The organism is Bacteroidota bacterium, from assembly GCA_018266835.1.
GTDB lineage: Bacteria > Bacteroidota > Ignavibacteria > Tepidaquicellales > Tepidaquicellaceae > JAFDZO01.
Genome location: JAFDZP010000002.1, coordinates 1668769 through 1683985 on the forward strand (window position 1 = coordinate 1668769; position 15217 = coordinate 1683985).

A 15217-nucleotide genomic window follows, 5' to 3' on the forward strand; every position below is an offset into this window, starting at 1 on the left:
CCTATCTGCTTAGTTTTGTGAATGAAGAATTTTCGTCGGTAACACCTTTATCCATAATTATATAATAAGGGATATCAGCAGGAAGTTTTTCTTTCCCGCAGATGAAAAGAATCTTTGAAAGCATTACGCCTTCTTCGCAATTTTGCATGACCACTGTTGCGCTTTGGCAGTCACGGGCAGGGAAGCCGTTCTTCGGATTAAATATGTGATGATACCTTATTCCGTTTATTATGCTGTACCTTTCATAGTCACCGCTTGTAAGCACAGCACAGTCTTCAACTTCAATTCGCTTTACAATGTTTAGGTTTTCACGCGGGTCTTTCACTCCAATTATCCATTTACTGCCGTCACTTTTTCTTCCGCTTGCGTAAATATCGCCGCCGCCGTTAATCAGGAAATTTTTAACTCCTCTCCCATGTAAAATCATTACTGCTCTGTTCAATGCATAACCTTTCGCTATTCCACCCAAATCTATTTTCAATCCTTTTTTAAGAAATGATATTGTAGTATCATTGGGATTCAGCGCCAAATTTTTGTAACCGACGTATGTAAGAAGATGTTTTATAAGAGATGAGTCGGGCGGAGTTTTTAACGGATGGTCAGAATTAAATCCCCAGTAATCTGTCAGCGGTCCCACTGTAATATCAAAGTAGCCGTCGTACAGTTCGGAGTATATAATACTTCTCTTTATTAATTCGTAAAGTTCAAAACTGATTTTCACTGGGAAGGAAGCAGCGTTGTTGTTCACGTAACTCATTTCAGTTGAGTCTTTGTAGTTGCTTGCAAATTTTTCTATGCGTTCAATTTCTTTGAAGGCATAATAAATTGCCTTCCTGCATGAATCTATGCTTCCGTGAATTGCAGTTATCTCAAACTCCGTTCCCATCAGCTGCTTGCTTGCAGACATTTCAAATGATACAGCAGTATCCTGAGAAAATGCATATGAATAAAATGAAATAAAAAATAAAATAAAAAATAATATTGCGGACTTCATAGGTTACTCGGCAAAAATATGAAGCTCGTTTGGAATGCATGTAAGAAAATCACCGGCTTTGGTAATAGCTTTCATCTTACTGCAGATTTTATGTCTGCAATCAGAATCCATTATCTTAACGCCGCTCTCTGAAATATTTATTTTTGTAATTCCTGCTTTACCTGTAAAACTGTAATTACCATAGGAGAGTGGGTCAATTTGTTTTATGATCTGTCCTTTTTGCATAACGAAAATCTTCGATGCATTATTATCAGATTTTGTAAATAGTCTTACCCGTACAGGATTAGAAATTAAAGAAGGCAGCTTCAGTGTACTTCTTATTTCTTTCAATCCTTGACTTAAATTATCATTTGAATTTGTAAAATCTATGAGTCTTCCGTTTTTTACTAATACAATATCACCGACTGCATTTCCTGAGACAGAATACTCCGCATATTTTAAATTTGTAGTTTGAAAGTTTCCTTCCTTTGCAAATTTTTCCAGCATGGCAGATGCCTTATCGGGGTTATCAGTTATTACTTCAAGAGAAAAATTTTCTTCAGTTGAAGATGTTATTCCTGTCTTTGTTAATGCTTTTAAAGCAGAGGGCAGGATTGTCCCCGCAGCAACTGCCATTGATGATGCTATTAAAAAACTTCTTCTGTTCATTTTTATAATTAAAATCTTTATAGTAAAATTTTAAATCCTATTGAAAATAAATATGCATACATCTCACTGAGACGTGTTGCCCAGTCAGGTGAATCTGTATGTCTGTGATAAAATCCTATGCTGGAAATAAGAGAAACTTTCTCGTTATTTAAAAAAGGAAGATCCAGACTTTTGTTTCCCTTTACTTCAAGATCGAGTGAGAGCTGATTAGTATTTCCGGAATTCAACTTTCCGTCTACTGTCATCAGTTCTTCGGGAGCGGCGTACTCAGGCTTAAAGAAATATGCTTTCGTCTGAAAATACTGTCTGAAGCCCAGTGAAATATTTGTGTAGTTGCTTACATGGGTTTTGTATTCAATATCGAATGTATGCGACTTTATATCCCATGTATCCCAGTAATATCTGTAACCGAGAAGCAGTGTCGAGAGCTTTGTAACTCCAAAGTTCATTCTTAGCCCGGCAGCCTTGCGAACTCGTACATCCGGTTCAATAGGTTCAAGAGTTCTTAAAGTACTTCCGTCAAGAATTCTTACAACCTGATAGCCGTCAAGCATGTAACCGTTTACGTTTATATAGGAGAAATCAAGCTGGCTTATAATTTTCTTCGAGAGAATTTGCGTCACTCCTAAATTTATTGTTGTTGTATTTCTATCCTTCGTCCATGTTCTTGTCTGAGGAAAAACTTTATCCCAGTTGCCTGCGTAGCCGATCTGAAAAATTGTGTTCTTCTTTGCAAATGGCATTATAAGATTTGCGGCAAAAGTTTTTGATGAGTAGTCGTGCTCTGTACTATACATACCGTCAACTGAAACCGTCGCTCCGAAAACATCTCTTGTTAATCCTAAGTTAAGCTGATGCCTTAATTCATCGGGAGTGTTATCGCCGCCGCCTGTTGTTGTCTTTGTTGCAGAGGTTACTCCATCGACTCTGAAAAGCATTTGCATCGTTGCCGAACTTATTGCATCTACTAAATAAGATGCATTCACACTTGTTTTGCTATCCAGATTTTTAGTGATACTTATAGAAGGGTAAATTACTATCAGTCTGAAATTATCGAAGTATGAATTCATATTTACCTGCAGTTCATCCTCAGTTGGCTGCTGCGCAAAAAGAAATACGGGCAAACATAAAAATAATATTACAGCAAACCATTTACCCACAGCCGCATCCTCCGCCTTCAGTACCGTTTCCTCCTTCCGAGCCTTCACGGATATTTATATAGTGGTCTTTGATTCCTTTCCGTATCGGGTTCTCATCGAATATCATATTCGGGTCAGCAAGCCTTTCTCTTTCATATGGCTGAACCACTACACAGCCTGAGGTAGTAAAGAGTAATGCTATGATTATAAATAAAATTGTTTTCATTTTGTAATGTCTCATTTTTAATTCCCTCTGTCCCAAAGTTTTCCGTGGCATTGATAGCATGAGTTTGCCCATGTGTTCACTCCGTTTATAAGAGTGACTTTACCTGCTAAATCTAATGAGTGGCAAGTAAGGCAGTCATCGATATTATTATTTCTTCCAACTGATTTATGAAGAAATCCGCCGTAAGAAGAGTTGTGGTCTGAAGGAACATTAGGCTTTGATGCAGTAGGGAACGGTCCGTCGCATGAATAGAATACTATAGAGAAAATAAATCCGATAACAAATAAATATATTAAGCTTAATTTCATAAATAAGTTTAGAGTATCTTCTTTACTATTAATAAAATACAGTAATGCAGATAAAAATTTTACGCAGCTATATAATTACAAAAACTTGTCCGGAAATTTATTTCTTATGGATGTGATGAGCGCGGAGAATTACTATTGTGTGACAATCAAAATTACTTTTGGTTTAACGCAAAGAAAAGACATTTATAAATCCTGTTTTGAATGGTGTTAAATTTTTGATTAAAAATTAAACATCCGGTTTACCCTGAGAAAAATTTTGTTCAGTTTTCTTTTTGCTAATGATTCCTGAATTTTTCTTGGTATAAAGTTAAGTATTAAATAACTAAAGTCATTTCTTGCTACTCTTTTATCTAACATAATATTATTGCCTTTTCCATTTTTTGAGAAGATTTATTTTGTTCATTGAACTTATACAAGATATACTTAATGTCTTTTCCATACAAAAAGAAATCGATTAAAAATCCTGTAAATCCTAACAAAATTCCTACGTTATATCATTGATAAACATTAGTTTATTTATTAAAATTGTCACCTTAAAAATTCATGAGTAATGGTTAGATTAAATTAGTAATGAATTCAGCTTTTCTGAATTTCCGACTTTAAATTCTCTGGCAAATTTCTCATTTTTACAAAACATTTAAAACAGAAAGGATTTACAATTTTGGCATTACAAAGAACGCTTTGCATTATAAAACCAGATGCAGTTAAAAAGAACGTTTCCGGCTCAATTCTTCAGATGATACTTGATTCCGGCTTTAAAGTAAAAGGCATGAAACTCGTTCAGCTTTCCGAAGCTCAGGCAGGAAAGTTTTACGAAGTTCACAAAGAAAGACCATTTTATAAAGACTTAGTTTCTTTCATGACTTCAGGTCCTGTTATTCCGATTGCATTAGAAAAAGAAAACGGAATACTTGCATGGAGAACTTTAATCGGCGCAACAGATCCTGCTGAAGCTGAAGAAGGAACTATCAGGAAAAAATTCGCAGCATCAAAAGGTGAAAATGCAGTTCACGGTTCAGACTCAGAAGAGAACGGCAAGCTTGAAATTGCATTCTTCTTCCCGGAAAGCGAACTCGTTTAATTTTATTATAAAGAACTAAGTTTCGCAGGTTCTTAAAGCCCGATTTTATATCGGGCTTTTTTATTTTATATAGATTATTTTGAAGCATTGACCTCAAAAATTCTAAATATAATTCTTCTCATCTTTTTATTTTCATGCGGCTATGCTGCAATGGACCCTTTCAATATAAATTACTCTCAGAACGAAAAAGTCATCGATGCAAATCCCGATGACTGGGACTCAAAAGGCTTCAAGGAATTTTCTAATACAAACCAGCGCGATACTCTCCGTAATAAAGTAAAGTTTCAATTTTCATGGGATGAGCAAAATCTTTACGGTATCTTTATTGTCTATGATAAACAAATTATCAAAGTCGTAAAGGGAATGGATAATCCCGATTTATTTCTTAACGATGCTATTGAACTTTACCTTGATACTAAGAACGACGATGTAAAGAACAGAATGGATATTAACGATTACCAGTTTATCATTGATGCACTTGGTGACTTTGTAATTTTCAAAGGCGATAAGAACGAAATAAAAGATACTGCAAACTATACAGTACCTAAAGATTTCGGCACTGCAAACATTGTTACCAATGTAAAAACTTCGTTGATAGGCAGCGTTAACGATAACTCAGATAAAGACTCTTTGTACATCATTGAATTTGCCATTCCATTTTCAAGCATAGGAGTCATACCCTCCGAAGGATACAATATGAAGTTGGATGTCTGTATAGATGACCGTGATTCAAAAAAGCTTTCCGATACTGTGAATACAAACGGAGTAGTCGGTGAAATGAGCTTCATAGACTGGAGCGGCAAAACTGATTTTGGCTACCCAAGTGACTGGAGGCAAGTCCGCCTCGATGGTCATCCTAATTTTATAAATGTTATCAATAAAAAATTCAGCAAGTCATGGCTGATGATTTTCGGACTTACGATTATAATTTCCTTCGTAGTAATTTTTATTCTGTTCAGAAGAATAAATAAGCTGAAAAATATTCCGGTCAGAGGGGAAATAACAGAGTCAGCTTTAATTCATGTCATTGAACATGAACCCACAGAAGAACCGAATGAACTTCCTCATAAAGAATTATTTGAAAGAGCGAGGAAGTACATCGAGCAAAATATAGATAACAAAGTTTTAGCCGAAACTCTGGCTAAAGAGCTTGCCTTAAGTCTTCGTCAGCTTCAGAGATTTTTTAAAGAAGAGCTCGATACAACTCCGACGAGTTTTATTACTCTCATCAAATTAGAAAAAGCAGCCGAACTGCTGAAAGCCGGAAAGAACGTAACCGAGGCGGCGTTCTCAACAGGATTTAATGACTCATCTTATTTCTCCAGGGTATTTAAAAAGTACTTCGGAGTTCCTCCAAGCGATTATAAATAATGTAATAAGTAGTAAGTATACAGTAGAAAGAAATAGTCACATTATTGTAACATTTGCTGCGACCTGACAGTATTGAAAACTTTCAGATCAAAAAATTTTATGAAATTGATGAGTTTTTGACGGATTTTGTGATGCTTAGTGTTGTAAAAACAATATTGATGATTTTTGAAATTCGTCTTATATAATTTAACCACCCCCTTAATCCCCCTCCTTGTAAAGGAGGGGGAAACATTGGTAATCTTTTAAAATGAGGGGTTTTGACGTATTTTGTGTATTCATCTAATTCCATTTATAAAATCTTATCCTCCCCCTCCTTTACAAGGAAGGGGACTGAGGGGGCGGTATCATTTAACATCAAAATTTTTTAAAAATGTCGGGTTTTTGACGGATTTTGTTTTGCTTAGTGTTGTAAAAACAATATTGATGATTTTTGAAATTCGTCATTGGGTCCTGATAGGATTAAAGACCTGTCAGATCATAGTGTCGCCACGAATTTTTGGACAAAATCTCACGAATTCCTGGACTTTGTCCCTTTTTTCTACCCTTTTTTAGTGAAATATTTCCATTTCCTTCAAAAACCGCACAAACTCGCTTCCAAAATGAACCATTTTCCAAAAATGCAAAAAAGCCATTTTTAAATCAGTTTTAAACTTTGTCCGTTTTTTCGTGAGATTTGGAGTGTTATAAATTCCCATTTTTCTCATTTGTCCAATTTTTCGTGTCCCGCCGTTTTTGCTAACTGTTTAAAAAATAAAGTACTTAAAAATTGTCGAAGTCCATTTATTCACCGCCCCCCTATGTCAAAACAATTTTAAATGTTGGGTTTTGGTCGGATTTTTTGATTTTAAGCTGAAATCAAAGAATTTGATAATTTTTCTGCAAAATACTACAAAAATTGCACTTTTTTAAAGATACATTCTTTTAAATCTTTATATACAATATTGCCGCTAAAAAGTAACATTTTTGTTGCATTTTTGCATTTCCAATTTATTTTTAATGCTTTTTGTACGGTAGCTCAGCAAATTCCCCTGCGAATCATTCCTGTTTTATTCTTTCTTAATATATAGAGAACGGATAAAGTCTTCAAGTTCAACTTCCTCATTACTACTAATAGGTAAATAAAGATACAAAATTCAAAAAACCGATTGTGCGAATCTTGGCTTCAATCCTTAGATTATGTGGATTTAAAATTACGTCAACCTTTAAAATAACGTAAAAAATGCATTTTGTCGCTTTTGTACATAATAAAGTCACAATACTTAATGAATCAGGCCTCCTGAAAAATGTATTTTTGAATAAGATTTTTAACCTTTCAATTCCATGCGATACGAAAATTTTCTCCTAACATATTCAGTAGCAACTATTCTCGCAATTTTAATTGCGGCGCTCGTTTTTGCAGAAAGGCAGTCCTTTCTGTTTCTTGGCTCCCTGTCAAATTTATTTATTGCAGCAGTTTCATTGAAATTGAAATTCCGTAACGCCTTCACGCCGTTCGGAGTAATGACTGCAGTAACAATTCTTTTAATAACATTAATTATACTTTTATGAAAAGTAAATTTTATCTCTTCTCCCTTTTATTATTAGCAGGCACTCTCCTTTCGTTTATTATAAAAGGAGATTTTAAAAATTATGAGCCCGCTAATAAAAATGAAAAATATGCAAAAGAAAAATATGAAAAAGAAGAACACGAACAATTTGAAAATGAAAAATCTGAAAATGAAGAAGCCGAGTTGAAATACAGAACCGTAACGGTAATCTCTCCCGAAAAGCAAAATCAAATCTGGGATAACTTAGATGCGATGCACAAGAATAAAACATTTTCAGAAGATAGAATCTATTCACCCTGGTATGCAACAGGACCGGTTGGAATCCGTGATATGTATTCTCCTGATTACCTTCATAAATACTCAGGCAGATGTATGATGGTTGATTTTGACCGCAACGGAAATTTCTGGGTAGGCTCTGCGCATGGAGGTTTATGGGCAGGTCCATATATTTTATATCCTATTCCGGTATCGGAAGGACTTAACACATTAAAGATAGGAGCTTTTGCTACACATCCTTCACATGATTCAGATTATTTTGTAGGCACAGGATTATTCCGTCCTTTTAATGATGACCCGGGAACAGGACTATGGAGATGGACGGGGAGCGGACCTTCGTTTGTTCATCAGAATTTACCTGACCCGAACATATCATGGTTCAGCTCAATAAAAATTCATGCAGGCAATCCGAATATTGTACTTGCTGCTTCATCAAACGGAATTTTCAGAACATCGGATAATGGAACGTCATGGAATAAAATCATTTGCGGTGATACAAATACAGGTGACCCTTCACAAAGATTTTCTGATTTACAGTCTGACCCTTCTAATCCCGATATAATGTACGCCGTGAGGAACAGTTTTTTTATAAGAGGAGGAATTTATAAATCAACTAATGCAGGACTTAACTGGACAAGTCTTCCTACAGGAATAACAAATATCGGTAACTCAAAAATTGCAATTTGTAAAAATAATCCGGCTCTGCTATTTGCTAACATCACATATTCAAATTACAGGACATCCGGAGTTTACAAAAGTACGAATGCAGGCGCTTCATGGACGGTAGATTCTTCATCTGCTTTAAGAGGCATACTTGGCAATCAGGGATTTAACAACTGCGGAATAACTGTATGCCCAAATGACCCCAGCATTGTTATTGCAGGCGGACAGGGAATGGCTCGCTCAACAAACGGCGGCACTGCGTGGACTCAGGTAAGCGGAAGTTTTGTACATGCCGATGTAACATCGTTTGCATGGAAAAATAATGATGAAGTGTGGAGTACATCTGATGGAGGATTGTTTAAATCTACAGATAAAGGTGCAACATGGACTACTCCCGATAACATAATGATGGTATCGGAAATTTTATTCCTTGCAATCAGTCCCTCGTTTGAACTTGACCAGGCAATAGGGGTTGAGCACAACGGAGTATGCGTTACGCATAGTTTAGGTAATGATTACAGAATGACATTCGGAGGCGATGGCTCAGGTGTAGCGTTCAATCCGTTTGATACAAAAAAAGTTTATTGTAATGTGGGAGCTTTTCTTACGGGTTTACCGTTCAGATTTTTCAAAAGCAGTCAGGGCGGAGACTTCGATACATGGAGTGATATTTCAAGCAACATACTTAATCCGTGCGGCTACTGGTATCAGAGTATTAAAACAGATAAACAATCTCCTCCGAATTTATATACAAGCGTCTGTACTACCGTATGGAAATCTACCAACGATGGTGACTCATGGATAAATCTGAATACTCCTTCCTCATACATAACGGATAAAATTATAACTGTGAATGATAACGGAGTAGTGTTTGCAATTCCGAACGATACAAACTCAGCAGGCACAGGTAAGCTTTTAGTTTACAGCGGAAGCACATGGAGCGACAGAACTCCTCCCGGTACAGGCGCGAGCCAGATACAGAGAGTAAAAGTTCATCCGAGAAATCAGAATACTATCTTTGCATTGACAAGCGGAACGAATTCAGTAAGCCATAAGATATTCCGTTCAACAAATCTTGGTGTGAACTGGACTAACATAACCGGTACAGGACTGGATGATGTACCTATGGCAGATATGATTGCGCATCCGACTGACCCGAATAAATTTTATGTAGGTACGCAGGGATTTGGATTCTTCGGAACAACAAACGGCGGCACAAACTGGTATCCGTGGAATAACGGAGCGCAGAAAAGTGTGAGAGTAACTGAGATGGCATTTATAGATAGCGGATTTGTATCAGACCATTTTATTATCTATGCAGCTACTTACGGCAGAGGAGTTTACATCAGAGATTTAAGCGATGACCCTTCAGGAATTGGAAGCAATAATACAGTTGTTGATAGCTATCAGCTCAGACAAAATTATCCTAATCCTTTTAATCCGACAACTACAATAGAATTCAATATGAAAAAATCAGGCATTGCAAAGATGGAAGTTTTTGACCTAACGGGAAAATTAGTTGCGACAATTGTTGACGGATACAGGCAGGAAGGAAGGCAGAATGCTAAGTTCAGCGGATACGGTCTGGCATCAGGAGTGTATTTTTATAAATTCACCGCAGACAGTTTTACAGATATTAAAAAGATGATGCTTGTGAAGTAGGTGTTCTTTAATAGTTGTTCGTTAATCGTTATTCGCAAAACTAATTAAAAATTATTACAAAATAAAACTTAATATGAAATCAAAATTCACAGCACTACTTCTGTTGGTTTTCTTATTTTCTTCTCTCCCTTTGTTTGCCCAGTTGAACACTCCCACAATTGCAGTATCAAATATCACATGGGGAAGTTTTACTTTAACACTTACAAATACTTCGCCGGGAATACAAAACACGAGATGGATAATTAGAGAAACAGGCGGAGACACGGTAATGGATACGTGGTGGAACCAATGCGATACCTCGGGCTCGTGGATATCTTTTCCGTTCACAGCTGACCAGTATGACCTGACAACAAAAAATATTATCGGATGTAAACCCGGGCAGCAATACACTGCCAATGCTTTATACAATAACGGAGCAGTATGGTCGCCATCAAGCAATGTGATAAATTTCACAACAGGAGCAGAACCTGCCCTGACAGGTACTGATACCATTCATGTCGTTCTTTGGGGGCACTCACTTTTAGATTACGGTGACCAGTGTATGCTTAAGTCTTTGATAAGGTGCGGCAATGAAGATTATAATTACGCTGATAACATCGCACACATGCTGCAGACTGCATTGAGGATGTCAACAGGTAAGAAAATTTCTGTGATTAACAGAGGAGTGAACGGTTCGCAGCACTCGGATTGGTACAACGATTATTACAATGAATATTTAGCGGGCGGAAGATATGCCGACCATAATTCATATCCCATTGTTGTTTTCTTCTTCGGCGCAAACAATGCTCACAACGGATATCCTGTTGCAAGCTTCGGGAATGATATGAGAAATTATATTTCATTCTTAAATAATCTTGGCGTGAAAGTTGTTTATAATTCTATTCATCACACAAAAGAAAGTTTTGTAGATGCAGGTTCGCAGATTGCTTACAGAAATATGTGGAATACAGTAATGAATGAGAACAGCGGAAATCCTAAAGTGAGAAGGGGACTGGATTTGTATTCATTATTCAGTTCCAATGAAAGCAGATTCCTCGGAGCAGATAAAGTTCATCCGGATTTATCGGAAGGAATGATTGAAGTTGCAAGGCAGCTTGCGCCGATAGTGCAGAGTGTAACAAGCGTAAAGAAGATAGAAGGATTTGTACCGAACATGTTTGAGCTGAATCAGAATTTTCCTAACCCTTTTAATCCTACAACAACAATAAGGTACAGCATACAAAAATCTGCATTTGTAAATCTGATTGTGTATGATATGAACGGAAAAGAAGTTGAAAAATTAGTTTCAGAAAATCAGGGCAACGGGTATTACGAAGTAAATTTTAATGCAGATAAACTTGCAAGCGGAATTTATTTTTACAAGCTTGAAACACAGGATTTCATCGCAACAAAAAAAATGTCCCTTCTAAAATAAAATCATGCACGAAAAAGCATTAGTAATATGCTCCCTCCGATAGACTAACAATAACTCCTGTTTGTAAAATACAGACAGGAGTTTTTTATTGATACTGATAAGCTTGTTTTGGTTTATCGTAAAGTTCGTAGCATTTTTCAATCAGCCATTCTTTGCTTGGTATGAACTCATCTTTTTCAATTCTGTTCTTTAAATATTCTGCATCAAAGTTGCTGGAGTTCTCTTTGAATTTTATTAATTTTTCTACGGAATTCAGAAACAGCATTTCGGATTCTATTCTTTTTTTACTTAACATTTTACTTGCCCTGTACTGTTTTTTGAACAATATTATTTTATCAAGACAATCGACAAAATTCCTCATCTCATATAAAGATCTGACCTGAAGGTTATTAATTCTTTCTTCGAACGTTCTGTTATTAGTTTTTATTTTATCCAGCGATATTAAAACTTTATCAAAAGAATAATTTAAAAAATGATAATGGGCTTCGGTCATATACTTCATATCATCTCTGTCATCAGGCGGCAGGAACTTTATATAGGACAAAAGATTTTTGATTTTATGTTTGTTTTTCAGAGTATCATAATTAGAGAGCATATTGAAGAAACTTCCTGTTATAAAAAATTGTGATTTGCTGTTTACAAAAAGTTTCTTTTCAAGAATTGTTTCCTGGAGATTAAGATATTCTTTTGAAAACTCTTCTGTGTTTTTTACTACTTTACGTTTAACAATACAGTATGATTTCAAACAAGCCATATGATAATCTATATCATCCACGCTCATCTTATTAATATTCTCAAATACTATTTTTTTGTAGTTATAATATTTTTCTTTGTTATCTATATCGTGAATAGCATCAAAAAAATAATTTAGTAATTGCAGATAAGAATCATATTTATTGAAAGGCTTTATCAAATTGAATAGATTATTCAATAATTCTGAATCATGAATTTTACTGAATATACTATTTGTATTGTTTGAGTAAGCTCCTGAATATGTAAAATTACTTGCGCTTACAGATATAAGCTCTGCAATATAAAAATTTGTTATGGCGGTTACTATTTTTGTCAGACGGGCAACATAATCTTCAATATTTTCCTTCTTTTTTTTCTTTCCAAAAAACATTGTATAGTTTGCATTTTCAATTTCCAGTAAATATTGCTTTAGAAAAGTATTTGAATCTAAATCAACAAATTGATCAATCTGTGTAACCATCTTATCACTTTGAAGCTTGAAAATATTTTTCAGGGATCTTTTTCTTAACTCTTCAAGAAAAACAATATCGGGAAAAATTTCATTTTTCTCAAAAGAAATTTGCCTGAGAAAATTTAGAACAAGTCTATGCAAGGAACTTAAACCTTCATTTATTTTCCCATAAGAAAACTTTTCAGACGGATATAATTTAGAAAAAATCTTCTCCCGTGTAAAATTAATATCAGTAAATAAGGGATAGTAAATTCTAATTATAGAATATAGTTCAACAAGCTTTTTTCTTCTATTAAAGTATGTTGAATCTAAATATTGACCGAAAGCTTCAAGCTCATCGGGATTGAATGTTTTAATTACATCGATAAAATGGCATTTAATCATTTTTACCCCTCATTTTACTTTTCTAACATTAAATTATGTATTTTTGTTTTAAAAATCCACAAAATAATCAATTACCCTACTTGTTCTGTTTTATTTTTTTTAAGATTTAGCTTTGCTATTATATACAAACATCTTGATATTTGGTACAACTAATTAAAATTAAATTAGTATGAAGACAATAAAAATTTTTTCGCTGGCAAGCGCCCTTTTCATTCTTTCAATTTTTTCATCTACTTTCAGTTATGCTAATGTAACAGATTTTCCAAATACTGTTTCAGTATCTGAAAGTGATCATGTTGAATATGTCTATATAGACGGAGTTAAATATAAATACACTTACACTGATGACGGCAGAATAATAATTTCAGAATCAGAAGATTAATTTTTTATAATCACCCCTAAATAAAATAAAGGACTAACTATGTTCAAATGCTGGATTTACATCTCAGGGGAAAACATCAGTAGTAATAATACTGAAGGATTACTATCTGATAAAGATGAGGTTTATAAAAGTAAGAGTGTAAAAGAAAATGAAATTAAAAGAATAGACTCATACTTTCCGGATATGAGAAAACTCAATTTCTTTAATAGGTTTGTAAATTTTTAGTAATAATAAAAGGTATATACGTCTGTTGCCGAAGGTTTTGTGCCACTCCCCCTTTGCCAGCAGATTAAAGAAAAAAGGCTTATCTCTTACCGGTAAGCCTTTTTTATTTATGTTTAAATTTTTTGTGATTTTATTTTGGCGGTGCAGGAGGAATAATATTAAGGCTTCTTACAATCGCCTCTACAATGGGTCTGTATTGATCAAAATATTGTTTCTTTATCTGAGCGTTTACCGAAAGCTTATCTGTCTTAAGGAAAATAAAAAATCTTAAATTAGTAGAGCCCGCTACAGTCTTCGGTTCGTTTTCATATGCAGTTAATGCGCTGTCATTCATCTGAAATGTATTCTTGAACTCAGCTGCATTGTAATCTTTACCTTCATTATCCAGTGATATAAAAATATTTGCAGTACCGTTTTCTTTTGCAGTAGTGTCGGTTAATATTACACCCTTAAATTTCTCCACACTCTTATCGATGTTTCTCATATCAATAACTTTCCAGTTTTGAGGATAACTCATTCGTAAGCCAAGTTCACCCTCACTGAAACCTTTCTTTAATGAATCAGGAATGCTGTAATTGCCTGTGACATTTTTCAGTGAATCAACCTTCTTTAAGCTATCGTTATTTGCCTGCAGCTTACGTAATGAATCTAATTGGCGTGTTGCATCATTTGTAAGATTTGAATCCTGCGGAATATTTATCTTCGGTCTTGTTATCTTCGGAGCCCTGATAATATTTTTCTTTATTACAGGAGGCTGTACTTTATCAGTCGGTGTTCCGTCTTCTTTTGGTTCTTCCTTAGGTTTATTCGGGTCTTCGTATTCTTTGAAATTTATTTTTACAGGAATATCATTTATAACTATTAGTCTCTTTTCCTGTTCGATTGTCTTTGTTTCAGTTTTCCCGTAGAAATTATAGAAAAGCAGCGAGCATATACAAGCGAATACAACTGCAGATATAATACCAATCGTCATATTTTTTCTGTAAAGCAGTCTGTTCAGATGGAAAGGATTTTTCTTCCCTATCTTCTGCTCAAGGAGCTCATCTTCTGTTAAAGGAATTAGCGGCTCATCAGGTCTGCCCAGATCAACGGGCATAATGAGATTTTCTACATCGGGATTTGGAGTAAAAGATACAGGCTGTACTAACTGCCCGTTTTCATCTTTTTTTTTTTCTACGATTAATTCGCCGGTGCTAGGATCAATTGAGATTATAATTTCTACCTCTTGAATCTCTTCGCCCTGCTTAGGATGGAGATACAAACGATTGCTTTGTGTTTCCGTAAGGGACTTTGTATCCTTTACGGAACAATCAATATTAACACCTTTTTTTGTCTTAACTCTTATTCTTAATAAATTTTCATTTATTAAGTTTATCTGGTAATTGCTTTCACCTGAGGCGGCAGCTGGTACAGCTGGCTTAACCTGTTCTTTTTTCTCTTCAGTTTTTAATTCTTCCTGATTTTGTTCTTCTGTATTTACAGGTTCAGAAACTTCGGAAGTTTTAGTTTTTTCTTCTTTTATATCTTCAGTTACAACTTTCGGCGCAATGTTGTTAAGATTTTTAACTTCACCGGCTTCATATGCATTTATGTCGTCCAGAATTCTTTGCTCAAGAGTTTTAGTTTCTTCGTGTTTTATATCTTTTTCGTCGGTATTTTCTGTCAAATTATCGTTCATTTACTAAAGCCTTAA

12 protein-coding genes are annotated in these 15217 nt (G+C 35.0%); 5 read left to right on the forward strand and 7 right to left on the reverse strand.

The features are described from left to right. Position 1: 1 nt before the first annotated feature. The 5 genes from JST55_09085 to JST55_09105 are packed head-to-tail and all read right to left on the reverse strand — an operon-like array spanning position 2 to position 3315. Entirely contained in the window at positions 2-994 is a 993-nt protein-coding gene (locus JST55_09085) for an FAD:protein FMN transferase (GenBank protein MBS1493653.1), read from the reverse strand. A 3-nt stretch (positions 995-997) separates the two neighbouring features. Further along, positions 998-1642, reverse strand: a complete 645-nt coding sequence (locus JST55_09090) for a NusG domain II-containing protein (GenBank protein ID MBS1493654.1) — start codon at positions 1640-1642, stop codon at positions 998-1000. A 17-nt stretch (positions 1643-1659) separates the two neighbouring features. Further along, positions 1660-2766, reverse strand: coding sequence for a DUF3570 domain-containing protein (locus JST55_09095; GenBank protein ID MBS1493655.1), 1107 nt, complete (start codon positions 2764-2766; stop codon positions 1660-1662). Positions 2767-2794: 28 nt separating this feature from the next. Next, the gene (locus JST55_09100; protein ID MBS1493656.1) at positions 2795-3007 is read right to left on the reverse strand and encodes a DUF4266 domain-containing protein; all 213 of its coding nucleotides are present in this window, start codon (positions 3005-3007) and stop codon (positions 2795-2797) included. Between the two features lie 17 nt (positions 3008-3024). Beyond that, positions 3025-3315: a hypothetical protein gene (locus JST55_09105; protein ID MBS1493657.1), complete on the reverse strand. Its 291-nt coding sequence runs from the start codon at positions 3313-3315 to the stop codon at positions 3025-3027. Between the two features lie 661 nt (positions 3316-3976). On the opposite strand from JST55_09105, the gene ndk reads away from it, so the two are divergent. The 4 genes from ndk (at position 3977) to JST55_09125 (ending at position 11329) form a co-directional block, all read left to right on the forward strand. Then, positions 3977-4396, forward strand: coding sequence for a nucleoside-diphosphate kinase (ndk, locus tag JST55_09110; protein ID MBS1493658.1), 420 nt, complete (start codon positions 3977-3979; stop codon positions 4394-4396). 87 nt (positions 4397-4483) lie between these two features. After that, positions 4484-5767, forward strand: coding sequence for a helix-turn-helix domain-containing protein (locus JST55_09115; protein MBS1493659.1), 1284 nt, complete (start codon positions 4484-4486; stop codon positions 5765-5767). 1544 nt (positions 5768-7311) lie between these two features. Beyond that, positions 7312-9915: a T9SS type A sorting domain-containing protein gene (locus JST55_09120; GenBank protein MBS1493660.1), complete on the forward strand. Its 2604-nt coding sequence runs from the start codon at positions 7312-7314 to the stop codon at positions 9913-9915. A gap of 73 nt (positions 9916-9988) precedes the next feature. Next, a complete protein-coding gene (locus JST55_09125; protein ID MBS1493661.1) occupies positions 9989-11329 on the forward strand; it encodes a T9SS type A sorting domain-containing protein in 1341 nt (446 codons plus the stop codon). An 85-nt stretch (positions 11330-11414) separates the two neighbouring features. On the opposite strand, the gene JST55_09130 is transcribed toward JST55_09125, so the two are convergent. Further along, positions 11415-12917 (reverse strand): hypothetical protein, encoded by a 1503-nt coding sequence (locus JST55_09130; GenBank protein MBS1493662.1) that lies wholly within the window; start codon positions 12915-12917, stop codon positions 11415-11417. A gap of 169 nt (positions 12918-13086) precedes the next feature. Between JST55_09130 and JST55_09135 the strand changes: the two genes are divergently transcribed. Continuing rightward, entirely contained in the window at positions 13087-13299 is a 213-nt protein-coding gene (locus tag JST55_09135; protein ID MBS1493663.1) for a hypothetical protein, read from the forward strand. Between the two features lie 355 nt (positions 13300-13654). On the opposite strand, the gene JST55_09140 is transcribed toward JST55_09135, so the two are convergent. Continuing rightward, positions 13655-15202: a hypothetical protein gene (locus JST55_09140; GenBank protein MBS1493664.1), complete on the reverse strand. Its 1548-nt coding sequence runs from the start codon at positions 15200-15202 to the stop codon at positions 13655-13657. Positions 15203-15217: the final 15 nt, after the last annotated feature.

What these genes read in the sequence shown, in the direction of transcription:
- JST55_09085 (MBS1493653.1), bottom strand. Translation starts at nt 994, where the DNA reads ATGAAGTCCGCAATATTATTTTTTATTTTATTTTTTATTTCATTTTAT.
- JST55_09090 (MBS1493654.1), bottom strand. Translation starts at nt 1,642, where the DNA reads ATGAACAGAAGAAGTTTTTTAATAGCATCATCAATGGCAGTTGCTGCG.
- JST55_09100 (MBS1493656.1), bottom strand. Translation starts at nt 3,007, where the DNA reads ATGAAAACAATTTTATTTATAATCATAGCATTACTCTTTACTACCTCA.
- JST55_09105 (MBS1493657.1), bottom strand. Translation starts at nt 3,315, where the DNA reads ATGAAATTAAGCTTAATATATTTATTTGTTATCGGATTTATTTTCTCT.
- JST55_09120 (MBS1493660.1), top strand. Translation starts at nt 7,312, where the DNA reads ATGAAAAGTAAATTTTATCTCTTCTCCCTTTTATTATTAGCAGGCACT.
- JST55_09125 (MBS1493661.1), top strand. Translation starts at nt 9,989, where the DNA reads ATGAAATCAAAATTCACAGCACTACTTCTGTTGGTTTTCTTATTTTCT.
- JST55_09130 (MBS1493662.1), bottom strand. Translation starts at nt 12,917, where the DNA reads ATGATTAAATGCCATTTTATCGATGTAATTAAAACATTCAATCCCGAT.
- JST55_09135 (MBS1493663.1), top strand. Translation starts at nt 13,087, where the DNA reads ATGAAGACAATAAAAATTTTTTCGCTGGCAAGCGCCCTTTTCATTCTT.
- JST55_09140 (MBS1493664.1), bottom strand. Translation starts at nt 15,202, where the DNA reads ATGAACGATAATTTGACAGAAAATACCGACGAAAAAGATATAAAACAC.